General features: G+C 67.7%; 21 protein-coding genes. 8 read left to right on the top strand and 13 right to left on the bottom strand.

Going from position 1 to position 22,697, the window contains the following annotated elements:
• The first annotated feature begins 1 nt into the window (after window position 1).
• Complete coding sequence (locus tag E1N52_RS10910) at window positions 2-841, top strand: SirB1 family protein (RefSeq protein ID WP_133182700.1); 840 nt, start codon at window positions 2-4, stop codon at window positions 839-841.
• A gap of 78 nt (window positions 842-919) precedes the next feature.
• Here E1N52_RS10910 and E1N52_RS10905 read toward each other — a convergent pair whose 3' ends face one another.
• The 5 genes from E1N52_RS10905 to lpxK form a co-directional block, all read right to left on the bottom strand.
• Window positions 920-1,678, bottom strand: a complete 759-nt coding sequence (locus E1N52_RS10905) for a 3-hydroxyacyl-CoA dehydrogenase (protein WP_133182698.1) — start codon at window positions 1,676-1,678, stop codon at window positions 920-922.
• A gap of 199 nt (window positions 1,679-1,877) precedes the next feature.
• A complete protein-coding gene (gene adk / locus E1N52_RS10900) occupies window positions 1,878-2,540 on the bottom strand; it encodes an adenylate kinase (RefSeq protein WP_133182696.1) in 663 nt (220 codons plus the stop codon).
• 298 nt (window positions 2,541-2,838) lie between these two features.
• Window positions 2,839-3,642 carry a 3-deoxy-manno-octulosonate cytidylyltransferase gene (gene kdsB / locus E1N52_RS10895; RefSeq protein WP_133182694.1) on the bottom strand — a complete coding sequence of 268 codons (804 nt, stop codon included), beginning with the start codon at window positions 3,640-3,642 and terminating at the stop codon, window positions 2,839-2,841.
• A 184-nt stretch (window positions 3,643-3,826) separates the two neighbouring features.
• Window positions 3,827-4,030, bottom strand: coding sequence for a Trm112 family protein (locus tag E1N52_RS10890; protein ID WP_028205303.1), 204 nt, complete (start codon window positions 4,028-4,030; stop codon window positions 3,827-3,829).
• Entirely contained in the window at window positions 4,011-5,090 is a 1,080-nt protein-coding gene (gene lpxK, locus E1N52_RS10885) for a tetraacyldisaccharide 4'-kinase (protein ID WP_133182692.1), read from the bottom strand. Before lpxK ends, E1N52_RS10890 begins: the two co-directional genes overlap by 20 nt.
• Window positions 5,091-5,649: 559 nt before the next feature.
• On the opposite strand from lpxK, the gene xseA reads away from it, so the two are divergent.
• Window positions 5,650-7,026, top strand: coding sequence for an exodeoxyribonuclease VII large subunit (xseA, locus tag E1N52_RS10880; protein ID WP_133182690.1), 1,377 nt, complete (start codon window positions 5,650-5,652; stop codon window positions 7,024-7,026).
• 481 nt (window positions 7,027-7,507) lie between these two features.
• A complete protein-coding gene (gene sodB, locus E1N52_RS10875) occupies window positions 7,508-8,086 on the top strand; it encodes a superoxide dismutase [Fe] (RefSeq protein WP_042266176.1) in 579 nt (192 codons plus the stop codon).
• Between the two features lie 106 nt (window positions 8,087-8,192).
• Here sodB and E1N52_RS10870 read toward each other — a convergent pair whose 3' ends face one another.
• Window positions 8,193-8,768: an isochorismatase family protein gene (locus tag E1N52_RS10870; RefSeq protein WP_069262787.1), complete on the bottom strand. Its 576-nt coding sequence runs from the start codon at window positions 8,766-8,768 to the stop codon at window positions 8,193-8,195.
• Between the two features lie 63 nt (window positions 8,769-8,831).
• Between E1N52_RS10870 and E1N52_RS10865 the strand changes: the two genes are divergently transcribed.
• A complete protein-coding gene (locus E1N52_RS10865) occupies window positions 8,832-9,482 on the top strand; it encodes a TetR/AcrR family transcriptional regulator (RefSeq protein WP_133182688.1) in 651 nt (216 codons plus the stop codon).
• Between the two features lie 26 nt (window positions 9,483-9,508).
• On the opposite strand, the gene clpP is transcribed toward E1N52_RS10865, so the two are convergent.
• Window positions 9,509-10,153, bottom strand: coding sequence for an ATP-dependent Clp endopeptidase proteolytic subunit ClpP (clpP, locus tag E1N52_RS10860; RefSeq protein ID WP_133182686.1), 645 nt, complete (start codon window positions 10,151-10,153; stop codon window positions 9,509-9,511).
• A 175-nt stretch (window positions 10,154-10,328) separates the two neighbouring features.
• Between clpP and E1N52_RS10855 the strand changes: the two genes are divergently transcribed.
• On the top strand, window positions 10,329-11,441 hold the full coding sequence (locus E1N52_RS10855; protein WP_133182684.1) for a sigma-70 family RNA polymerase sigma factor: 1,113 nt from the start codon (window positions 10,329-10,331) through the stop codon (window positions 11,439-11,441).
• 25 nt (window positions 11,442-11,466) lie between these two features.
• Here the strand turns inward: E1N52_RS10855 and E1N52_RS10850 are convergent, their stop codons facing one another.
• The 3 genes from E1N52_RS10850 to E1N52_RS10840 form a co-directional block, all read right to left on the bottom strand.
• Entirely contained in the window at window positions 11,467-12,738 is a 1,272-nt protein-coding gene (locus tag E1N52_RS10850) for an EAL domain-containing protein (RefSeq protein WP_133182682.1), read from the bottom strand.
• Window positions 12,739-13,008: 270 nt separating this feature from the next.
• Window positions 13,009-14,451: a multidrug transporter subunit MdtD gene (mdtD, locus tag E1N52_RS10845; RefSeq protein WP_133182680.1), complete on the bottom strand. Its 1,443-nt coding sequence runs from the start codon at window positions 14,449-14,451 to the stop codon at window positions 13,009-13,011.
• A 128-nt stretch (window positions 14,452-14,579) separates the two neighbouring features.
• Window positions 14,580-16,037, bottom strand: coding sequence for an aminotransferase-like domain-containing protein (locus E1N52_RS10840; RefSeq protein ID WP_133182678.1), 1,458 nt, complete (start codon window positions 16,035-16,037; stop codon window positions 14,580-14,582).
• A gap of 226 nt (window positions 16,038-16,263) precedes the next feature.
• On the opposite strand from E1N52_RS10840, the gene E1N52_RS10835 reads away from it, so the two are divergent.
• On the top strand, window positions 16,264-16,644 hold the full coding sequence (locus E1N52_RS10835) for a DUF2917 domain-containing protein (RefSeq protein ID WP_133182677.1): 381 nt from the start codon (window positions 16,264-16,266) through the stop codon (window positions 16,642-16,644).
• Window positions 16,645-16,668: 24 nt separating this feature from the next.
• Here the strand turns inward: E1N52_RS10835 and E1N52_RS10830 are convergent, their stop codons facing one another.
• Window positions 16,669-17,919, bottom strand: a complete 1,251-nt coding sequence (locus tag E1N52_RS10830; protein ID WP_133182675.1) for a citrate synthase family protein — start codon at window positions 17,917-17,919, stop codon at window positions 16,669-16,671.
• Between the two features lie 144 nt (window positions 17,920-18,063).
• Between E1N52_RS10830 and E1N52_RS10825 the strand changes: the two genes are divergently transcribed.
• Window positions 18,064-19,491 carry a CoA transferase gene (locus E1N52_RS10825; protein WP_133182673.1) on the top strand — a complete coding sequence of 476 codons (1,428 nt, stop codon included), beginning with the start codon at window positions 18,064-18,066 and terminating at the stop codon, window positions 19,489-19,491.
• Between the two features lie 21 nt (window positions 19,492-19,512).
• On the opposite strand, the gene E1N52_RS10820 is transcribed toward E1N52_RS10825, so the two are convergent.
• The gene (locus E1N52_RS10820; protein WP_133182664.1) at window positions 19,513-20,259 is read right to left on the bottom strand and encodes a GntR family transcriptional regulator; all 747 of its coding nucleotides are present in this window, start codon (window positions 20,257-20,259) and stop codon (window positions 19,513-19,515) included.
• 157 nt (window positions 20,260-20,416) lie between these two features.
• Here E1N52_RS10820 and E1N52_RS10815 point away from each other — a divergent pair, with 157 nt between their 5' ends.
• Window positions 20,417-21,262, top strand: coding sequence for an aldo/keto reductase (locus tag E1N52_RS10815; protein ID WP_133182662.1), 846 nt, complete (start codon window positions 20,417-20,419; stop codon window positions 21,260-21,262).
• A gap of 241 nt (window positions 21,263-21,503) precedes the next feature.
• On the opposite strand, the gene E1N52_RS10810 is transcribed toward E1N52_RS10815, so the two are convergent.
• Window positions 21,504-22,373 (bottom strand): hypothetical protein, encoded by an 870-nt coding sequence (locus E1N52_RS10810; RefSeq protein WP_133182660.1) that lies wholly within the window; start codon window positions 22,371-22,373, stop codon window positions 21,504-21,506.
• Window positions 22,374-22,697: the final 324 nt, after the last annotated feature.

Here is a 22,697-nt window from a genome sequence, read left to right as displayed (position 1 = left end):
GATGACTACGCGGGTTCTGGACTATTTCAGCGCGCTCGTTGCCGACGACGAGAGCCTGCCGCTCACCGAGGCGGCACTCGCGATCGCGCAGGACGCTTATCCCGATCTCGATCTGCAAGGCACGCTTGCCGAGATCGACGAACTCGCGCTGCGTGTGTGCCGCCGCATGCCCGAAGGGGCGGACGTGCGCCAGCAGGTTGCCGTGCTCAACCGCTGCTTCTTTCGCGAGATGGGCTTCGCCGCCAATCTCAATGACTTTCTCGACCCCGAAAACAGCCACCTGAACGCTGTGCTCAAGCGTCGGCGCGGCATCCCCATTTCGCTCGCGGTGCTGTATCTGGAAATGGCGACCCAGCTCGGTCTGCCGGTGAAAGGCGTGTCGTTTCCGGGGCATTTTCTGCTGCGCGTCGCGTTGCCCGAAGGCGACGAGATGCTCGATCCCACCACGGGCCGCACGCTCACCGAGTCGGACATGGTGGAGATGCTCGAACCGTTCGTGGCCAACGCCGGCGATTCCGTGGCGCGTGCGCTGCGCATGCTGCTCGAGCCGGCCACACGGCGCGAGATCGTTGCGCGCATGCTGCGCAACCTGAAATCGGTCTATCTGCAGACCGAGCGCTGGCAGCGCCTGCTGGCCATCCAGCAGCGGCTCGTGATCCTGCTGCCGGAGAACATCGAGGAAGTGCGCGATCGCGGGTTCGCTTATGCGCGGCTCGACTATCTGCGCCCGGCGCTCGAAGACCTCGAACACTATCTCGACGAGCGCCCCGACGCAGAAGACGCGACCGTCGTCGAGTCGCAGTTGCATGAGCTGCGCCAGCGCACGCTCGATAACGACTGAAGCCCACGGCCTGGCCGCAGAAAAAAGCCCGCGACGAATATCGCGGGCTTTTTTTATCGTGCAGGAGAGGGCGCGCCGTTACTTCGGCTGCATGCGGATCGCGCCGTCCAGACGGATCACCTCGCCGTTGAGCATCGGATTCTCGACGATCTGCTTGACCAGCATCGCGTACTCATCCGGCTTGCCGAGGCGCGGCGGGAACGGGACCATTGCGCCGAGCGCGTCCTGCACCTCTTTGGGCATGCCGAGCAGCATTGGCGTTTCGAAGATGCCGGGCGCGATCGTCATCACGCGGATGCCGCTGCGCGAAAGGTCGCGCGCGATCGGCAGCGTCATCGCGACGACGCCGCCCTTCGACGCGGCGTAGGCCGCCTGGCCGATCTGGCCGTCGTAAGCGGCCACCGAAGCCGTGTTGACGATCACGCCGCGCTCGCCTCCCTCGCTGGGCCCGGTCTGGGCGATGGCGGCCGCCGCGAGGCGGATCATGTTGAAGGTGCCGATCAGATTGACCGAAATGGTCTTCGAGAACGTGTCGAGCGGATGCGGGCCGTCTTTGCCCACGGTCTTCACGGCGGGCGCGATGCCCGCGCAGTTCACGAGTCCGCGCAGTGTGCCGAGCGCGGTTGCCGCGGCCACGGCGCTCGCGCCGTCGTCCTCGTTCGCCACGTTGCACTTGACGAACGCGCCGCCCAGTTCCTTCGCGAGCGCGTTGCCGGCGTCCTCGTTGAGGTCGGCGATGACGACCTTGCCGCCTTCAGCCGCGATCAGACGCGCGCTGGCCGCGCCGAGCCCCGACGCGCCGCCGGTGATGAGAAATACGTTGCCGCGGATCTGCATCTTTCGTCTCCTGTTGTTGTGGCCATGCTGTCCCGCGTAGAGAGGCAAGGCGCGCGAGACTCACCAAAAACAAAACGGGCCGGCTGGCGTCGCGTCCCGAATCACCTCGGGAGTGCGGCGCCAGCCGGCCCGCAGGCAAACCAGCAAGTGTGCCGAAACCGGCTTCGGGTCGGACTTTGACCCGCGGACTTTGATCTGCTTACTTGAGCGCTTCGAATGCGCGATCGCGAATTTCGTCGACGCTGCCGAGGCCCGAGATGGCGCGATACTGCGGCGCCTTCAGGCCGTTTTCCTCACCGCGCTTCGCCCAGTCGCTGTAGTAGGCGATGAGCGGCTTGGTCTGGGCGACGTACACGTCCAGACGCTTGCGCACCGTTTCTTCCTTGTCGTCGTCGCGCTGGACGAGCGGTTCGCCCGTCACGTCGTCCGTCATGTCCACTTTCGGCGGATTGAACTTGACGTGATACGTGCGGCCCGAACCCGGGTGCATGCGGCGGCCGCTCATGCGCGTGATGATCTCGTCGAACGGCACGTCGATCTCCAGCACGTAATCGATCGCGACGCCCGCCTGCTTCATCGCTTCGGCTTGCGGCAACGTGCGCGGGAACCCGTCGAACAGGTAGCCGTTCTGGCAGTCGGGCTCCTGAAGGCGCTCCTTCACGAGATTGATGATGAGCTCGTCGGTCACGAGCTCGCCGGCGTCCATGAATCGCTTCGCTTCGAGGCCAAGCGGCGTACCGGCCTTGACGGCCGCGCGCAGCATGTCGCCCGTCGAGATTTGCGGAATGCCGAACTTTTCCTTGATGAAGCTTGCCTGGGTTCCCTTGCCCGCGCCCGGGGCGCCCAACAGGATCAAACGCATGTGAACAATCTCCGATCTGTGTGAATTCTTGCGGCGCGGCGGCTGCCCCGCACGCGGTGGGGCGGCATCGTCAGCGTCGTGCGTCTCCTCGCCCGTTCGCTCACGGCCGTCGAGGCAGTGCAGGCGGGGGCGACGGCATGTCCCGCGCGGCTTTCGCCCGGTGTTCATGAGTCGCACAGAACACGGCGCAGCGCTGCAAGACGGTGCCGAAAAGCGGGGAAACCCCGACGCACAAAGGCTTTAGACGGCTCGCGCAAACAATTGATTATGCCATGGGATTTTTGCCCCACGGACGGAATTAAGGCCGGTATAACGCCTGCACACGGGCGAGGTCGGCGGGGGTGTCGACGCCCGGCGAGGGTGCTTGCGCCGTGACGAGCACCGCGATGCGCTCGCCGTGCCACATCGCTCGAAGCTGCTCCAGCGCCTCGACCTGCTCGATCGGCGAATGTGCGAGCGTGGGGTAGCTGCGCAGGAATTTCGCGCGGTACGCGTACAGGCCGATGTGGCGATAAACGGTCGCGGGAGCCGGCGGGGCGGGCATTGCGCCGAGATCGAGGCGCGCCGGCGACCAGTGCGGCTGCCATGCGTCGCGGGCCCAGGGAATGGGCGCGCGCGAAAAGTAGAGCGCAACGCCGCGTGCGTCCAGTACGACCTTCACGACGTTCGGGCTGAAGATTTCGTCGGGCGCCGAGATGGGATGCGCGGCAGTGGCGATCGCGCACTCGGGGTGCGCGGCGAGGTGCGACGCAACGTCGCACACGAGTGCGGGGTCGATCAGCGGCTCGTCACCCTGCACGTTGACCACGATCGTTTCGTCGCTCCAGCCGTAGTGCTCGGCGACTTCGGCGAGACGGTCGGTGCCCGACGGGTGATCGGCGCGCGTGAGCACGGCCTCGAAGCCGTGGTCGCGGGCGGCGTCGAGCACGCTCTGGGCGTCCGAGGCGATCAGCACCTGCTGCGCGCCCGAATCGCGCGCGCGCTCGGCCACGCGCACCACCATGGGCTTGCCGCCGATGTCGGCGAGCGGTTTGTTGGGCAGCCGCGTGGACGCGAGGCGCGCCGGGACGACGGCGATGAAGGGTTGCACGGGAGCGGTCATGGCCAGACGGAGCAAGGACAGGAAAGGGGATTGGGAAACCGGCTCAGGAAACCGCCTTGGGAGACGACAGCGCGCCGGGGCCGGCGCGCGCGACTCGGCTTTCAGCCGGAACCACCAGGTGTATGCGGGACGAGTGAGTGCGCTCGCGACCGCCTGGCGGCGCGCGATGCGCCACCCACGCGCCTTACGCGGCGCCCGGCCCGTGCGGATCGACCGGCGTGCCTTCCACGGTTTGACGCGCTTCGTCGACGAGCATGACCGGAATGCCGTCGCGGATCGGATAGGCGAGCTTGTCGGCGTTACAGATCAGCTCCTGCGCGGCGCGGTCATAGCTAAGCGGGCCCTTGCAGATCGGGCAGACCAGGATTTCAAGCAGACGAGCGTCCACGAAGTTTCTCCACAACCAGGGTAATGAGGCGATGATCGAGCGCGGCTTCAACGGGGACGACCCAGATGCGCGCGTCGTTCCAGGCCCCCAATTTTACTGCATCCTTTTCGGTGACCAGGATCGCGTCGGCGGCGACGTCTGCGAACGGGTTGGTTGCATAGGCGTAGTGATCGGGCAGCGGCAGCGTTTGCGGCGCGAGGCCGGCCGCGCGCAGCGTCGCGAAAAAGCGCTCCGGAGAGCCGATGCCGGCCGCCGCCACGAGGCGCAGCGCGCCCTGCGATCCTTGCGTACCGGCGCCTTGCCCCGGTGCGGCCGCGCCCGCGGCAAACTGCGCGAGCGGACGGCGCAACGCCGGATTGGCGAGATGCCAGGCGTCGCCGGGTTCGAGCTTGAGCGCGAACGTATTGGGCCAGGCCGGCAGCGTGCGCTCGAACGGATTGTTGACCAGCGTGGCGTCGCGCCGGCGCGAGAGCGGCTCACGCAGCGGGCCCGCCGGCAGCAGGAAGCCATTGCCGCCCAGGCGATGGTCGAACACCACGATCTCGACGTCGCGCACGAGGCGGTAGTGCTGCAGGCCGTCGTCGCTCACGATCACGTCGACGTCGCTGTGGGCGCCGCACAGCGCCGTGGCCGCCGCCACGCGGTCGGGTGAGACCCAGACGGGCACGCCCGTGCGGCGGGCGATCAGCAAGGGTTCGTCGCCGCAAAGGCGCGCGGGCGTATCTGCTGTGACGGGCGTAGGGCGTGCGATTTTCGCGCCGTAGCCGCGCGAGACGACACCCGGCGAGAAGCCCGCGGCGCGCAGCGCCTCGACGAGCGCGATCACCGTGGGCGTCTTGCCCGTGCCGCCCACGGTCACGTTGCCGACCACCACCACGGGCACGCCCACGCGTACGCTCTTGAGCCAGCCGGCCGCGAAGGCGGCGCGGCGCGCACCGCTCACGGCGGCGAACACGGCGGCGAGCGGCGTGAGCGCCCAGGCGAGCGCGCCGCGGCGTTGCCAGGCGTGCGCAAACTGCGCTTCGAGGCGTTCCTTGAGACTGGAGACGGGGCCGCTCATCGGCAATATGCGCGCGAAGCGCCGCACGCGGCATGCGGGAAGCAGACAGGCTGGGCGGGCATCGGGTCGGTTCTCCGGTTCAAGGTGAGCTGAGCGACAAACAGGACGGCAGACGAATGACCTGCGCATGCGAGCAGCCGGCGCTTGGCGTGATGCGGCACTGACGCTCGTGAACCCGGCACTCTAGCGCGGGTAGGCGTTACGCGGCAAGTTGCCTGGCCGTACGCAGCCGTCGGCTGCCTGCAAGGCGCGCGAAACGCCCAAAAAATCGAGGTCTGTGGATAACTTTGTGGAGAAGTAGGTGCCGGGAAGGCTGAAAGGCCCATTCTTCGGCCTCTCCATCGGCCTGTAAGGATGTTATATGGATAAAAATCGTATAAAAATCAACGGCATGGGCTGTTTTTTTAGCGTCTGCGGGCTGGGTGCGGTCATCATGCCGCATGACAGCGCCGATGTGGACACTTCGCGGGGCTTGCGGGCCGGGTCTCATTCGTGCTGGACTATCGCCCCCCGAACGGTCTATCGTCTGTCCGGCTGACGTTTCCCCACACCTTTTCGCATGCTATCCGACCGATTTTCCGCTTCTTCCGCACCTTCGGGCGACGTCGTCGTGCCGGTCTCGGCGCTCAACCGGGCGATCGCCTCGATGCTCGAGCGCACGTTTCCGCTTGCATGGATTTCCGGTGAAGTGTCCAACTTTACGCGTGCCGCGAGTGGCCACTGGTACTTCTCGATCAAGGACGCCCAGGCGCAGATTCGCTGCGTGATGTTCCGTGGCCGCGCGCAGTACGCCGAATTCACGCCGCGCGAAGGCGACCGTATCGAAGTGCGCGCGCTCGTCACGATGTACGAGCCGCGCGGCGAACTCCAGCTGAACGTCGAGGCCGTGCGGCGCACGGGCCAGGGCCGGCTTTATGAAGCCTTCCTGCGACTGAAGGCGCAACTCGAGGCAGAAGGGCTCTTCGACCCCGAGCGCAAACGCGCGCTGCCCTCGCATCCGCGCGCCATCGGCGTGATTACGTCGATGCAGGCCGCTGCGCTGCGCGACGTGCTGACGACGCTGTGCCGCCGCGCGCCGCACCTGCCGGTGATCGTCTATCCCGCGCCGGTGCAGGGCGCGGGGTCGGCGGAAAAGCTCACGGCGATGCTGGAAACCGCGAACGCGCGCAATGAAGTGGACGTGCTCGTGCTGTGCCGCGGCGGCGGCTCGATCGAGGACCTGTGGTCGTTCAACGACGAGGCGCTTGCACGCGCGATCGCGGCCAGCGCCATTCCCGTGGTGAGCGGCGTTGGGCACGAAACCGATTTCACGATCGCCGATTTCGCCGCCGACGTGCGCGCGCCGACGCCCACCGGCGCGGCTGAACTCGTCAGCCCGCAGCGCGCGCTGCTGCTGCGCGACCTCGACCAGCGCCATGCCGCACTTGCCCGCGATTTCGGCCGTCTGCTCGAGCGGCGCGCGCAGCAGCTCGACTGGCTGGCGCGCCGGCTCGTTTCGCCCGTCGAACGGCTTGCGCAGCAGCGCACGCACTTGCGCCAATTGACGATACGGCTCGCATCGGCGGGCTCGCGTGCCAGCGCCGAGGCGCGTGCACGCCTGAACGTCATGCAAATGCGCTGGCAGCGCTCGCGCCCCGATGCCGCTGCGCACCGCGCCCAGCTGGAGTCGCTCGGACGGCGTCTGGACGGTGCCTTCTCGCGCCAGCGCGAGCGCGAAGCGGCGCGCGTTTCGGAGCTCACGGCGCGGCTCGAAGTGCTGAGCCCGCAGCGCACGTTCGAGCGCGGCTATGCGGCGCTGCTCGACGCGCAAAGCGGCGCGGCCGTGCGCTCGCCCGCCACGCTCAAACCCGGCAAACGCCTCACGGTGCACCTCGCCCAGGGCAGCGCCGACGTCGCGCTCGCCGACGTCCAGCCGCGTCTCGCCGACGGTTTCTGAAACAGGCCCTCGCTTGGCCTCCCACTCGGCCTCGCAGTCAGCCTGTCAGGTCCGATGTTTGCTGCACAAGGCAGCACCGGCGCAGTCGCACGATCGCTAGCCGCTACGACGAAACATCGTGGCGACTAGCGATTGTTGCAGTCTCGTTGCAGGAAGTTTGCACGCCGGTTGCGTGGAGATTGCAACGCGATTGCAGCAGTCTTGTCTGCGCGCGAGACCGGTATGGTTCGCGTAGCATCGCAAGCGTTGTTGGAGCGTCGTTGCATTGAGCATCGCGCTCTGTGCAACGCGTGCAGCACGGCACCCATTCACCGGGGAATCCGCGAAAAACCGCGTAGCGGTTCATCCGCAAAAGCCCCGCGCAAACGATATCCGGCATAAAGGCCGCTCGTTTGCGGGGTTATTCCAACTCGCCTACAATCGAGTGCTCCATGCCGGTTATCACGCAGAACTCCCCATAACACGACGAAGGAACCGCATCATGTCATTTACGCTCCCGCCGCTGCCGTTCGCGAAGAACGCCCTCGCTCCGCACATGTCGGAAGAGACGCTCGAGTTCCACTACGGCAAGCACCACCAGGCTTACGTCACGAATCTGAACAACCTGATTCCGGGCACCGAGTTCGAAAAGCTCTCGCTCGAAGAGATCGTCAAGAAGTCGTCGGGTGGCGTGTTCAACAACTCGGCACAGATCTGGAATCACACGTTCTTCTGGAACAGCCTCTCGCCGCAAGGCGGCGGCGCACCGTCGGGCGCGCTCGGCGACGCGATCAACGCGAAGTGGGGCTCCTACGATGCGTTCAAGGAAGCCTTCACGAAGGCTGCCGTGGGCAACTTCGGTTCGGGCTGGACGTGGCTCGTGAAGAAGGCTGACGGTTCGCTCGACATCGTGTCGACCAGCAACGCCGCCACGCCGCTCACGACCGACGCCAAGGCGCTCCTCACGATCGACGTGTGGGAACACGCTTACTACATCGACTACCGCAACGCGCGTCCGAAGTTCGTCGAAGCGTTCTGGAACATCGTGAACTGGAACTTCGCAGCACAGAACTTCGCGTAATACGAAGCCCTGTTCGATGCGCCGCAATCGCTGCGGCACATGTAAAAAGCCCTCGATTTGCATCGAGGGCTTTTTGTTTTGCGCGAAGCGTTTTACACAAACGGATTTACGCAAACGCGGCGATGGTTTCCTGCGTCGAGCGCACGTGGCCCATGTGGCGGAACAGCTTCTCGAACGAAAAGTGATGCATCTCTTCGTTCAGACCGGACGTGGCGTCTTCGACGAACACGAGCTTGAAGCCGAGATCGAACGCCGCGCGCGCGGTGGATTCGACGCCGAAGTTCGTGGCGATGCCGCCGATGACGATGGTGTCGATGCCGCGGCGGCGCAACTGCTGCTCGAGATTGGTGCCGTAGAACGCGCCCCATTGGCGCTTCGCGACGATCACGTCCTCGGGTTGCGCGCCGATCTCGGGCACGAGTTCGGATGCCTCGGCCGGTGCGGGCGGCGTGTCGGGCGTGCGGCCGGGGGCGTCGGCGGGCAGCGCGAGCAGCTCGTTCAGGAGCACGTGCACCCAGACGACGGTGCCGCCCTTGGCGCGCAGTGCGTCGGCGAGCGGTTTGGCGTTGGCCACGACCTGCGCGCCGCTATAGGGCGCAATCTGACGGCCTACGATGCCGTGCTGAAGGTCGATCATCACGAGCGCCGTGGTGCGCGCGTTCAGTGAAAGTGCTTGCGTCATGGTTCACCTATATGTGAGGATGGCTTCACATAATCATACACGAATGTGAAGGAGGCTTCAGATATGGCGGCAGACCCGCTCGCGCGCAAGGAGGCGCAAAAGGAAGAGGCACGCGAAAACGCACGCCGCGTGCCGCGCCAGGAACGCGCGGCGCGCACGGTCGACGCGCTGCTCGAAGCCGCGGGCGAAGCCTTCGCCGAGCGCGGCTTCGAAGCGGCGACGATGACGCAGATCGCGCAGCAGGCGGGCGTTTCGGTGGGCGCGGCGTACCAGTACTTTCCGAACAAGGAGGCACTGGCCCTCGCGCTGCGCAAGCGCTACGGCGACGAAATGGACGCGCGCTGGAGCGCGCTCATCGCCGCGCACGACGATGCTGGCAAGCTGCCGCTCGCGCAACTCGTCGAGCGTCTGTTCGACCTGATGGTCGATCTGATGCACGACTATCCCGCGTATTTGCCCCTGCTTTCCGTGCCGCTCGGCTTCAAGCGCGATGCGGCCGTGCGCAACCTGCTGCGCCAGCGTTTCACGGCGCTCTTCCTGCGTTATCAGCCGGCGCTTTCGTCGGATGAGGCCTATCGCGTGGCCGAAGTCATGCTGCAGGTCATCAAGAGCCTCAACCCACTATACGCCGCGGCAAAGCCGAAGGAGCGCAAGCTGCTGGTCGCCGAGTACAAGGGCGTGCTGGCGGCGTGGCTCGCCGTGCGGCTCGCGTGAGCCCCGCGAGCCGCGGATACTGCGCCTTAGCGCAGTAACGGGTCGTCGCGCGACTCGAGTACGCGGTCGATCAGGCCGTACTCGGCGGCAGCGTGGGCCGACATGAAGTTGTCGCGGTCGCTGTCGTGCGCGATCTGCTCGATGCCGCGTCCGGTACGCGCGGCGAGTATCGCGTTCAGGCGCTCGCGCAGGTACAGGATCTCGCGCGCCTGCAGCTCGACATCGGCGGCGGTGCCCTGGCCGCCTCCCGAAGGTTGATGGATCATGATGCGTGCGTTCGGTAGTGCGAAGCGTTTTCCCTTTGCACCCGCGGCGAGCAAAAACGACCCCATGCTGGCGGCGAAACCCGTGCACAGCGTCGAGACATCGGGCTTGATGAATTGCATCGTGTCGTAAATGGCGAGTCCGTCGTAGACCGAACCGCCCGGCGAGTTGATATAGAAGCTGATGTCCTTGTCCGCGTTTTCCGCTTCGAGAAAGAGCAGCTGCGCGACCACGAGGCTCGCGCTTTGCTCGGTCACCGGCCCGACGAGGAACACGATGCGCTCGCGCAAGAGGCGCGAGTAGATGTCGTAGGCGCGCTCGCCGCGCCCCGATGTTTCGATCACGGTCGGGACGAGATTAAGCGCGCTCGGCGGCAATGCTGCATGATTCAGTGCAATGGATGGCATGAGTGGTCTCGCGTTTTTTCCGTTGACGGCGCGATTGCGCCGCTGCTGCCATGACGCTCGCCGCGGGTCGCCCGTGACGAAAATATATTTGCGTGGGGCTGTCACGCCGGCCGCGTGCCGGACGTCATAAGGGAAACGGGCGGGAGCGAGCACGCATGGCGAAGGAGCGAAGCGAATGACGCAGGCGATCGACACAATCGAAGGAACGAGTCTGGAGGGCGCTGGGCGCAATGAGGCTGCGACCCCAGTGAGCGCCGAAGCCGAACCTGGGACGGCAGCGTGGACCGACGCGCGCCGCGCCGCCGCCTTTGGCGAGGCGCGCGCCCGGCTCATTGCGCTGGCCGCACGCGTGCTGGGCAGCCGCGCGGAGGCCGAGGACGTCGTGCAGGACGCGTGGTTTCGCTGGCGCGACGCCGACGCACAAGCCCTGCGCGTACCGCAGGCGTGGCTCGCCACGGTCACCGTGCGCCTCGCGATCGACCGGCTGCGGCGCTTGCGTCGCGAACATGCGGGCGAACACGAGGCCGCTTGGCTCGACGACGCGGCGCCTTCTGCGGAAGAGGCGGGCTTGCGCGCGCGGCGGTTCTCGGACGCTCTGCTGCTCCTGCTCGAAAGGCTGGGACCGCTCGAGCAGGCGGTGTTCGTGCTGCGCGAGGCCTTCGACTGCGACTACGCGCAAATCGGCGCGCTCACCGGCTGCACGAACGAGCATTGCCGGCAGATCGTGCGGCGCGCCCGCGTCCGGCTCGCCCGCGAGGCCGCGCCGCAAGCGGCTCCAGCCGACAAAGTGCAGCACGCGCGCACGGTCGAGCGCTTGCGTGACGTACTGCATGCACAGGATCGCGTGGGATTGATGGATTTGCTGGGGGTGACGGCAAACGCGCTGGTCGTGGCGAGCGCGGCCGAAGAGTCTCGCAGCGAGATCCCGCAAGAAGCACCCGTTGCGCGCGCTCTGCGCGCCGAAGCGCTTGCGCTGGACGGCGAGCCGGGTGTGGCGCTCGTCGCGCAGGACGGCGCGCTCGCCGCCTGGCTGCATTTGCGCGACGGCGGCGACGGGTTGCCCGAGCCGGTCGTTTGTGTTGCGGCAATGGAAGAGGGGAGCGCGGGGCCGGCCAACCGGCTTCAGGCGGCCAACCGGGCTTTCGGCGGCGAAGCCGTGCGCAAGATGCTGGCCCGGCTTGCGTCGAGCGACGGCGCGGTGTGCGTGTCCACGCTCCGCGTCGCCGCTTGCGCGTCCACCGCACACGGTTGCGCAACGCTGCTCACGCAGCCGCTCGTCCTCGCGTGAGTTCGAGCCTGAACCTGGACGAACACTAGCCGCGCAAGGCGGCGTCCCAGTTGATGTCGACGCACAGCACCTGCACGCCGTGCTCCGTTTGGACGGCGACCGAGGCCGTGACGCACAGGTGCGCCTCGTTGATCGAAAGATAGGGCGGTGTGAACTGCACGCGCCCCGGCGCCTTCATCGCACCGATGAAGTAGGGGCGCCGTTCCCAGCTTGCCCCCTCGGAATGCAGCAGCGGCCGGAAGCGCTTGGCGCGCTGCGACGTGCGGCCGTCGGGCAGCACGTTGTCGCCGATCTGGCGGCCCGACGCGTCGAGCAGGAAGCAGCGCGCCGTGTCGCCGAGGCCTAGCAGCGGCAGCGTGGCGTCGCTCATGTTCACGCCCTCGGCAAGCTGCTTCGCCGCCGCTTCGATGGCGCTCACATACGGCGCGAGACGCGCCGATTGCGAACGCTCGCGCGCGGCCACGCGCTCGCGCAGCCGCGCCGAAAGATCGTCCATGAGCTGCGCGGCCTTGGCCGGCGGCACCGGCTCGACGTCAGGCCGCGCGAAATACGCGCCCTGTACGAAGTCGGCGTTGCTCTCCAGCGCGATCAGCGCGTCTCGCTCGGTCGAAAGGCCCCCCACGAGCACGAGCTGACCCGACTCGTGCAGCATCGAGACGAGCCCCGGCAGCACGCGCTCGATATGCGCGTGCCGGCTCGCCTGGGCGAGCAGGCTGCGGTCGAGCGTGACGATGTCGGGCCGCAGCTGCCACACGCGGTCGATGTTCGAATGCTTCGCGCCAAAGCCATCCAGCGCGATCACGAAGCCCGCCTTGCGCAATCCGTCGATGATCTCCGCGAAGCGCGAATTCTCGCCGCCCGCCTGTTCCGACACTTCCAGCACCACGCGCTGCGGCTGCAGGCCGAGCGCCTTGAGGCCGGCGAGCAGGGCGTCGCCGTAGCTCGTGTCCATGAGCGCGGCCGGGTGCAGGCTCAGAAAGAGCCATTCGTCATGCGAATCGAACGCGTTGAAATTGCCCAGATGCAGCGATTCCGCGAGGCGCCCCAGTTCGAGCAGGTCGCCGCGGCGCGCCGCCTGCGTGAACACTTCCTGCGAGGGCGCCTGCTGGCCCTGCTCGTCGTGTGCGCGCAGCGACGCGTGATAGCCGATCGCGCGCCGGTGCGCGACCGAAAACACGGGCTGGAACACGCTGAAGACGGTGTAGCCGCCGTACAGCACGGTGCGGCGGGCGCCTTCTTCGCCGGCGATGGGGCGAGACTGGAAGCCGGGGGGATCGAGATCGATCATGCTGGTCATTGTCGTTTCAATGGCGCGTGGGACGGACGCGACGGGCGGGACGCATGAGCGTCAAGTTTACAGGATAGGCCAGCAAAAAGTATGCGAGTCCCAGCTCCTATGGCCATTGGCCCGTACGGTGCGGCACGCGCTAATTGGGGATAGTGCGCGGATTGGTGCGCGAACCCGGCGCGAACACAGGCGCCGCACGGCCACGAGGCGCGCCGCACCTTTGCGGTGCGCGCGCGGGCGGCGAGGATGCGAACACAACGACTCCGGTCAGCTCCGCTATCAGGTCCGCTCGGACGGATCGGTCTTCTTCGCGGTGCGGCGCAGGTCCGACGAGAGCTGCGCGAAGATCCACGACGAACCCGCCGTGATGATGCCCACGCAAATGAAGGTCGCGTGGAACGCCGGAATCACGCTCTCGCCCGTCTTATGGCCCATGATGCCCGTGAAGGTGGTCAGGAGCGCGCCCGCGACGGTCACGCCAAGGCTCATCGAGAGCATTTGCACGAGCGAGAAGAGGCTGTTGCCGCTGCTCGCGCCGCCCGTGCCGAGGTCCTTGAGCGTGAGCGTGTTCATCGCCGTGAACTGCATCGAGTTCACGGCGCCGAATAGCGCCAGTTGCGCGATGCGCATCCACAGCGGCTCGTGGGGCGTGGAAAGCGCGAAGCTCGCCATCATGAGGCCCACGAGCACCGTGTTCGAGACCAGCACGCTGCGGTAGCCGTAGCGCATGATGAGATACGTCACGAGCCGCTTGGAGAACATGCCCGCGGCGGCCGTGGGCAGCATCATGAGGCCGGCCTCGAAGGCCGTGTAGCCGAGCGCCACCTGAAGCAGCAGCGGAATCAGATACGGCATCGCGCCGCTGCCGATGCGCGCGAACAGGTTGCCGAGCAGCCCCACGCTGAAGGTGTGGATCTTGAAAAGGTCGAGCGAAAAGATCGGCTGTGGCGTGCGCACCGCGTGCAGACCGTAGGCCACGAACGCGGCGAGCGAAAGGATGAAGAGCACGAGCACGGTGGCGTGCTGGATGCCGAACTCGCTGCGCCCGTCGAGCGCGAATGAAATCGCGAGCATGCCGATCACGAGCAGCAGGTAGCCCGGCAGGTCGAAGCGCGGCGTGTCGGGGTTGCGGCTGTCGGGCATGAAGATGAAGGTGGCGACGCAGCCCACCACGCCCACCGGCACGTTGATGAGAAAGATCCAGTGCCACGAGGCGATCTGCACGAGCCAGCCGCCGAGCGTCGGGCCGATGAGCGGGCCGATCAGCCCCGGAATCGCCACGAACGAGAGCGCGGGCAGGTAGCGTTCGGCGGGAAACGTGCGCAGCACGGCAAGACGGCCGACCGGCAGCAGCATCGCACCGCCCACGCCCTGCGCGATGCGCGAAACCACGAGCTGGTTCAGCGTGTGCGCGCTCGCGCACAGGAGCGAGCCGACCGTGAACACGAAAATCGCGCCGAGGAACACGCGCCGTGTGCCGAGCTTGTCCGCGAGCCAGCCCGATACGGGGATCATCACCGCCATCGTGAGCGAATAGGCGATCACGACTGATTGCATGCGCAACGGTAGTTCGCCAAGGCTCCTCGCCATCGCCGGCAGCGCCGTGTTGACGATGGTCGAATCGAGGGTCTGCATGAAGAAGCCGGTGGCGACGAGCCACAGCATCACGGACAACGAGCGGGGCGACGGGGCGGTGCTGGATGCAGCGGTGGATTCGGACATGGGCGAGGAGTGGGGCGCGCAGGCAAGCGCCATTGTAGGGAAAACGGCGTGCGCGCGCAGTCGGCCGGGCCCGCTGACGCCTATGTGACGTAGGCGGCGCCTGCGCCGTGCGTCCGGCGCCTGCGCGTTTATCCGTCGAGCTGCGCTGCCGCCGCGAAGAAGGCCTGGGCGCGCGGGTCGAGCGTGAGCGCCACGTTGATGCGGATCCACGGGCTCGGCTCGCCTTGCGGGCGGAAGTGGCTGCCCGGCGAGACCGCCACCCCGAGCGGCCCGCCGCAGGCTGCGAGGCGCGTGGAATCCTCCACGTGCGGCACGCGCGCCCAGACGAACTTGCCGCCCGTTTGCGCATAGCCGCGCCCCGCGCTGGCCGCTGTGGCCGATGACGCCGACGAAGCCCCGCCGAACAGCTCCCACCCATGCGCTTCGAGCGTGCGCATCGCCGACCCTTGCGCTTCGGCGATGCGCCGGCGCAACCGTTCGAGGTATTTGCGGTACGCGCCGCGCTCGAGCAGCGTGGCGGCCACGGCCTGCGTGAAGCGCGATCCGCTGATGGTGGTGAGCGCCTTGATGGCCGCGAGATCGCGCACGATCGCCGGGTTGGCCACGACGTAGCCCACGCGCAGCGCCGAGGAGAGCGTCTTGGACAGGCCGCCCACGTACACGACGTGCTCGAACTGGTCGAGCGCCGCGAGGCGGTCGGTGGGGTCGGCCTGGAAGTCGGCGTAGATGTCATCTTCGACGATCGTGAAGCGGTGCTCGCGCGCGAGCTGCAGCAAGCGGAACGCGACAGGCGGCGAGATCGTCGAGCCGGTCGGGTTGTGGAACACCGTGTTGACGAAGAATGCGCGCGGATGGTGCTCGGCGAGCATGGCGTGCAAATGGTCCAGATCGGGCCCGCTTGTCGTGCGGCGAATGCCCACGAGGCGCACGCCGTGCAGCTTGAGCAGACCGTACAGGTTGTAGTAGCCGGGGTCTTCGACGAATACCGTGTCGCCGGGCTTGAGCATGTAGCGCATGAGCAGGTCGAGGCCTTCGCTCGCGCCTTCGGTGACGAGGATCTGCTGCGTATCGGCGACGATGCCAAGCGGCGCGAGCCGGTTGCGCAGATGCTCGCGCAGCGTGGCGTCGCCCGTTGGCGTGCCGTAGTCGACGAGGCTCGCGGGATCGCTGCGCGACACATGGCGGATCGCCTGGCCGAGCGCGTCGATGTCGCGCCAAGCCTGCGGGATCGAGCCGCTGTCGAGCTGCAGCAGCTCGTCCGCGCGTTCGAGCTGGCTGAGTAGATGGCCCGATTCGTCGGCGGCATTCGAGAGGTCGCAGGTGCCCATGCCGGAGAGTCCCGAGCGCGCGTGCTCGCTCACGTAAAAGCCCGAGCCATGGCGCGAGTCGAGATAGCCGAGCGAGACGAGCCGGTCATAGGCCTCGATCACGGGAAAGCGGCTGATGGCGTAGTCGGTGGCGAACTGGCGGATGGACGGCAGCCGGGAACCCGGGTGCGCGGCTCGCGAGCGGATCCACGTCTGCACGCCGGTGACGATCTGGTCGGTAAGCGGCACGTTGCTCGCGCGGTCGAGTTCGAGTTTCATCTGGGTCTCGCTGGGTACGCCATGTCAGGCTGCGGCTTGGAACGGCAGTGACTGTTCGGTTTTTTGGCTGCACAGTTCCAGATGAACTGTTCGGAACTGTACATGGGATCGTGCGCCACTGTTCGCAATAATGCTCCTACCGGCAAGGCGCTTCAAGTCCTTTGCGGCAAGCCTTCCGGTGGCCGTGCGAGGGGGACTCGGCGGCCAGTCTGCAAGGAGCACGGCAATGCGCGAAATCCGAATCTTCGAACTGGAACACGGCGAGCCCGTCGAAACCTGGCGGCTCGCCCAGGCAATGCAATTGCATGTGAGCGAAGGCGAACTCTGGCTCACGATCGCGGGCGACGCCGGCGACTACTGGCTGCGCGCCGGCGAGTCGATCGGACTTGACGCGGGCGTGCGCGTGCACGTGAGCGCGGGCCGCGAAGGGGCGCGTTTCGTGCTGGCGCTGGGCGGCGCAAGCGCCGATGCGCCGGCATGGACGGTGGCGCCAGTCGACGTGGAACGCGTACGCGCGGCGGGTGCGAGCGGCGTAGCGGCGCGCATCGGCGAGGCGTTGCGCGGCTGGGTGCAGCGCGGGCAGTGGGGTGTCCGGGCCGCGGGTTGAGCCGGGTTGACCTTGCCGGGCGTGTTACGCGATGTGCGGCACGGCATGTCTCGTGTCGCCCGCCATTTCCCCCACGTAGCGTGCGCGCGGGCGGATCAGCCGGCCATCGGCCGTCTGCTCGAGCGCGTGCGCGATCCAGCCCGTCACGCGGCCCGCGGCGAACAGCGTGAACGCAGCGCCGCGCGGCAGCCCCAGCACGCGCTCGATGGCCGCGAGCGCGTAGTCGAGCGTCGGACGCGCGCCGCTCGTCTCGGCCACGGCCTGGGCAAGCGCGTCGACTTCGTCCATCGGCGAGCGCGCCGGCGCGCGTTGCGCGAGCAGGTCCAGCAACAGGCGCGCGCGCGGGTCGCCATCGGGATAGAGCGGGTGGCCGAAGCCGGAGAGCGGCACGGCCGCGCCGAGTTCGTCGGGCGCGAGACGGTCGGCAAGATAGCGATGCAGGTCGTCGGCGCGTGCGGCTTCGTCGAAGAGCGCAGCCACGCGCGTGGTCTCGCCGCCGTGGCGCGGCCCGGCCAGGGCGGCCAGGCCGCCCGTCGCCGCGCCGAACAGATGCGTGCCGGTGGAGGTGATGCAGCGCACCGTGAACGTCGAGGCGTTCAGTTCGTGGTCCGCGCACAGCACGAGCGCGGCGCGCAGCAAGTCGGTTTGCGCGCGCGAGCGCACCCCCCAAGCCTCGCCTAGCTGACGGTGCAGCGGCTCGTTCGACGGCGCGGCGGAAACGAGCGCCGCAGCGAGCAGGCGCATGAGCATCGCACCGGTGTCGATTTGCGCGTCACGGCCCTGCGCCCAGATGCGCGGCATTTGCGCCGCGGCGGCAGGCAACAGCACGAGCGCGCGTTCGAGCGGCGTGTGCCCACTCCATATCTTCAGCCATGCCGACCATTGCGCGGCCGCGATGGGCGCCTCGGGCGCCTGCAGCACGCGGCGTGGCGCGCATTGCCAGAGCAGCGCCGCGACCTCTTCGAGCGAGGCCTGACGCGCGAGCGCGAGGGCGTCCTCGCCGCGATAAAAGAGCTTGCCGTCGGCGATCAGCGTGATCGACGATTCGAGCACGGGCACGCCCCAGTCGAGCACCTTCTGCGCGACCTTGCCCGCGCGCTTGCCGTCGGCCTTGCGGCGCGCGAGGCGCCGCACCTCGGCGGCGTCGTAGCGGTTGTGGCGGCCATTGGGCGAGGGCGCCGAGGCGATGAGTCCGCGGCTCACGTAGGCGTAGAGCGTGGCGCGGTTGATGCCGAGTTCGGCAGCCGCTTGTTCCGCGGTCATATAGCTGGACATGGTGGCTCGCCTCCTGGAACCGGAGAAATCAATCTATGTTGATCATGATAATCAAGATTGAGCCGGGATTCGAGCGGCGCGACGATGCGTGACATCACTTCGGCTCGTTTTCTTTCCGCTTCCCTCGCAAAAGGACTGCTCGCCATGACGCCACGCGACGCGCTCGAACACCTCTGGATGCTGGCGGGCTGCGACCCGTCCGCGCTCGACTGGCTCGACATGGAAGGCGCCGATCCGGGCCTGCCCTCGATCTTTCGCGTGGGCACGCTCGCGGCGGCGAGCATCGGCGCGGCGGGGCTCGCGGCGGCGCAACTGCACGCGCTGCGCACGGGCGGGGCGCAGCGCGTGGCGATCGATGTGCGCCGCTCGCTCGCCGCGTTTCGCAGCGAGCGCTATTTGAGCGTGGACGGCAAGCCGCCCACGGAGCTGCGTCATCCGGTGACGGGCCACTTCCCGACCGGCGACGGCCGCTGGGTCCAGCTGCACGCGAATTTCCCGCATCACCTTGCAGGCATCCTGCGCGTGCTCCAATGCGCGGACGACCGCGACGCCGTGGCGCGCGCGATCCTTGGCTGGGAAGGCGCGGCGCTCGACGACGCACTTGCGCAAGCGGGTCTGTGCGCCGCGCTCGTGCGCGCGCCGCGCGAATGGGCCGCGCACGAGCAGGCGAAGGCCGTGGCGAGCCTGCCGCTCTTCGAGATCGAGCGCATCGGCGACGCGCCGGCCGAGGCGCCGCGAGCGGGCGACGGCGCGCGTCCTCTGGAGGGTGTGCGCGTGCTCGACCTCACGCGCATCATCGCGGGGCCGGTGGCGGGGCGCACGCTCGGTCAACACGGCGCGGACGTGCTGCTCATCAACGGCCCGCATCTGCCGAACATCGCTCCGCTCGTGATCGACAACGGCCGCAGCAAGCGCTCGGCCACGCTCGACCTGCGTGACGCAGCCGCGTGCGAGCAGTTACGCGCACTCGCGCGCGATGCCGATGTGTTCGTTCAAGGCTACCGGCCAGGTGCGCTCGCCGCGCGCGGATTCGCGCCCGAAGCGCTCGCGCAGGTGCGGCCCGGCATCGTGTGCGTGTCGATCAGCGCGTATGGGCACCGCGGGCCGTGGCGCGAGCGGCGTGGCTTCGACAGCCTCGTGCAGTCGGCGAGCGGCATCGTGTGGGCCGAGAGCGTCGCCGCAGCAAAACACGGCGACGGCGCAGCAGGCGCGCAGCCGTTCACCACGGCCCGGCCGCTGCCGTGCCAGGCGCTCGATCACGCGACGGGCTATCTCGCGGCGTTCGGCGCGATGGTCGCGCTTGCGCGGCGCATGCGCGAAGGCGGCAGCTGGCACGTGCGCCTTTCGCTCGCGCAAACGGGCCGCTGGCTGCAGACGATGGGCACGCTCGAGGACGGCCAGCAGGCACCCGAGGTGGGCGCCGCCGATCTCGCCGATTGTCTGGAGGAAATGGATTCGCCGTTCGGGCGCGTGCGCGCGGTGGCGCCCGCCGAGCGGCTCGAACTCACGCCTGCGTTTCACGTGCGGCCGCCGGTGCCGATCGGCAGCGATGCGCCGGTCTGGAACGACTAGACGCTGCCGCGTTTTCGCGGACTACTTGCGCAATTCCGCGACGAAATCGTAATAGTCGTTGCGGCAGTAGGTATCGGTGAGTTCGATGGCGCGCTGATCGGCGGTATAGCCCACGCGCGTGATGAGCAACAGTGCCTCGTTGGTCGCGATGCTCATCTGGCGCGCGATCTCCTCGCTCGCGTTCACGGCGCGGAAGTGTTGCAGCGCACGCACGATCGACAGCCCGCGCTGTTCGAGAAAGCTGTAGAGCGAGTCGCCGATCGCGTTCGGGTCGGGAATCAGCGCGGCGGGGAAGGTGGAGTTCTCGACGGCCATGACGATGCCGTCGGCGAGACGCAGGCGCTTCAGGCGCGTGACGGCCGCCGCCGGCGAGAGCCCGAGCTGGATGACTTCGTCGCGGCTCGCGGGCTGGATTTCGCGCGAGAGCCAGCGCGAGCTCGGCGTGAAGCCGCGCTGGCGCAGCATCTCGCTGAAGCTCGTGAGGCGCGAGAGCGGGTCTTCGATGCGCGGCGTGATGAAGCTGCCCGCGCCTTGCGTGCGGCGAATCAGGCCCTGCTCGACGAGCAGCGCGATCGCCTTGCGCGCCGTGATGCGCGAAACGCCGAGCGACTCCGCGAGGACGCGTTCCGAAGGCAGGGCTTCGCCCGCGTTCCAGCGATTGTCGTGAATCGCGACGCTCAGCTTGCGCGCGAGCTGCAAATAGAGCGGCGTGTCGTTGTCCGGGTCCGGGCGCAGGTCGCGCCAGCGGTCTTCCGTGGGTGCGTTCATGGGAGGCAGGCATGAAAGGCGAACGGCAATTTTATGTCATCGATGCGCAATCGAGGAAATGAACGGCTTGCGAGAGTGCGTATGACCGCATTGCGCGCGAGGCGATACACTGGCCGTTCTTTGCCAGTCAGCGCCGTTGCGGCGCGCAAAGGAGATCATGACGACCGATATCGCAAGCGTCGCATTGCCGGACGGCGAACGCATTCCGAAGCTCGGGCAGGGCACATGGGAAATGGGCGAGCGCAGCGCGCACCGCGCGGCGGAAATTGCCGCGCTGCGCGAAGGCGTGGCGCTCGGCATGACGCTCATCGACACCGCCGAGATGTACGGCGACGGCGCGACCGAGCGCCTCGTCGGCGAGGCGTTGCAGGGGCTGCGCGACGAGGTGTTTCTCGTGAGCAAGGTGTATCCGCACAACGCGAGCCGCAGCGGCGTTGCGCGCGCGTGCGAGGCGAGCCTGAAACGCCTCGGCACCGACCGGCTCGATCTCTATCTGCTGCACTGGCGCGGCGGGGTGCCGCTCGAAGAGACGGTCGAAGGGTTCGAGGCGCTCGTGCGCGCGGGCAAGATCCGGCACTGGGGCGTGAGCAACTTCGATACCGACGACATGGAGGAGCTGTTCGCCACCACGGGCGGCGAGGCGTGCGCGACCAATCAGATTCTCTACAACGTCGCGCGGCGTGGCGCGGAATTCGACCTGCTGCCGTGGAGCGCCGCGCATCGCATGCCGGTGATGGCGTATAGCCCTGTCGATCACGCGCGCTTGCCGAGGCGCTCGCCGCTCGACGACATCGCTCACGCGCACGGGGTGTCGGTCTATCGCGTGGCGATGGCGTGGGTGCTGGGCCAAAGCGGGGTCTGCGCGATTCCGAAGGCGGGACGCGTTGAGCATGTGCGCGACAACCGCGCGGCGCTCGACCTAGTGCTCGGCGCGCAAGAGCACGCGGCGCTCGACGCGTATTTCAAGCCGCCGCGCAGCAAGCGTCCGCTGGAGATGCTGTAGGGCGCGAGCGGTTGGGTACGCGCCTGGCGAAAGCGGTCATGGTCTGCGCCGGCGTATGGTGAGCAGGCATCCGGTGTGGCCACCTGGGACCGCCACGCGCATCGCGTATCCGGCGACCGGCCCACGGCGGCGGTGCCCGGCCGGGGGACCGGGACGCCGCCGCCGACGCCAGGACTGGCGCGCCTGGCCGTCGCGCCAGATCGGAGTGGCTGCGGCGGTCTGCCTGCACCGCCGTACAGGTTCAATGACCGCTGCCATGGCCGCCACCGTGTCCGCCGCCGTACCCGCCGCCCGGGCCGCTCGACGGTCCACCTTTGCCGAATCCACCTCCGAAGCCACCGCCGAATCCGCCGAAACCCCCGCCAAAGCCGCCTGCGGAGCCGCCTGCGGAGCCGCCCGAAGGGCCGCTTGCCGATCCGCCGTGGCTGCCGCAGCCACAGCCGCCTGAACTGCCGCCGTTGCTGCTTCCGCCGCCGTTATTGCCGCCACCGTTGTTGCCACCACCGCTGTTGCTACCGCCGTTGTTGCTACCGCCGTTGTTGCCACCGCCGTTGTTGCTACCACCGCTGTTGCCACTACCGCTGTTGCCACCACCGCCTTTCCCGCCGCCGGAGTTGCTGGAACCGCCTCCCGAACCGCTCGGTCCCCTCCCTCCCACGCCAGGGCTGCCGCTGCGGCCAAGCCCTCCCGTGCTGGCCGTCGCGGCGCCCGCACCGCCGCCGCTGCTTCCGTTACCGCCGCTCGATGAACCCGAGCCGCCATGGCCGCCGCCGTTGCCCCGGAAACACGCGCTGCCCGTACGGCTAATGCAATCGTTCGGCGCGAACACGGTAGAAACGTCGCTCGCCAATGTAACTGAGTCGGACTCCGAATCAGTTGTCGACAAGGTGCCTGCAGCGGGCGATTGCGCCGCAACCGGCGCGCTGAAAGCCCCGAAGCCCTCAGCCCCGCTCGCCGGCAAAGGTGCATCGGCGAGCAGGATCACCGGATTGATGGCATCGCCTGCGGCGTGCGCAGAGATCGCGGGGAATAAAACGCCCGCGCCCACCGCGCACATGCCTGCTCCCCGTCTTATCCAATCGCAGTACTGATGAATATTAGTCTTTTTCATCTTGTTCTCCCCGCAAGGCGGCAGCGTGATGCGCTGTCGTCTCTCTTGCCCCCGTGCAGGCTGCACGCCTTGTGCGCGTGCGCCGACTCTGTCAGGCTCGCAACCCGCTTCGCGCCGGCGTATTGGATTTGATCCGGCTGGAGCGGCACTCGCCAAACAAAAGGCATCGGTCAGGCCGCGCGCAGGATGACCGGTTTGTGCAGGACTACTTGTGGATTGTCGGAGCCCATGGTGTGGGACGGCAGATTACAAGCGCGTCGAGCAGCCGGTCATCCTTCCGCCCGGTGCGACGACCCGCGCGTGTCGGGGCGGACTGCACTGGAT

This window comes from Paraburkholderia guartelaensis (assembly GCF_004353905.1).
GTDB lineage: Bacteria > Pseudomonadota > Gammaproteobacteria > Burkholderiales > Burkholderiaceae > Paraburkholderia > Paraburkholderia guartelaensis.
The sequence above is the reverse complement of the archived record's forward strand: the minus strand, read 5'-3'. Positions and strand labels throughout refer to the sequence as shown.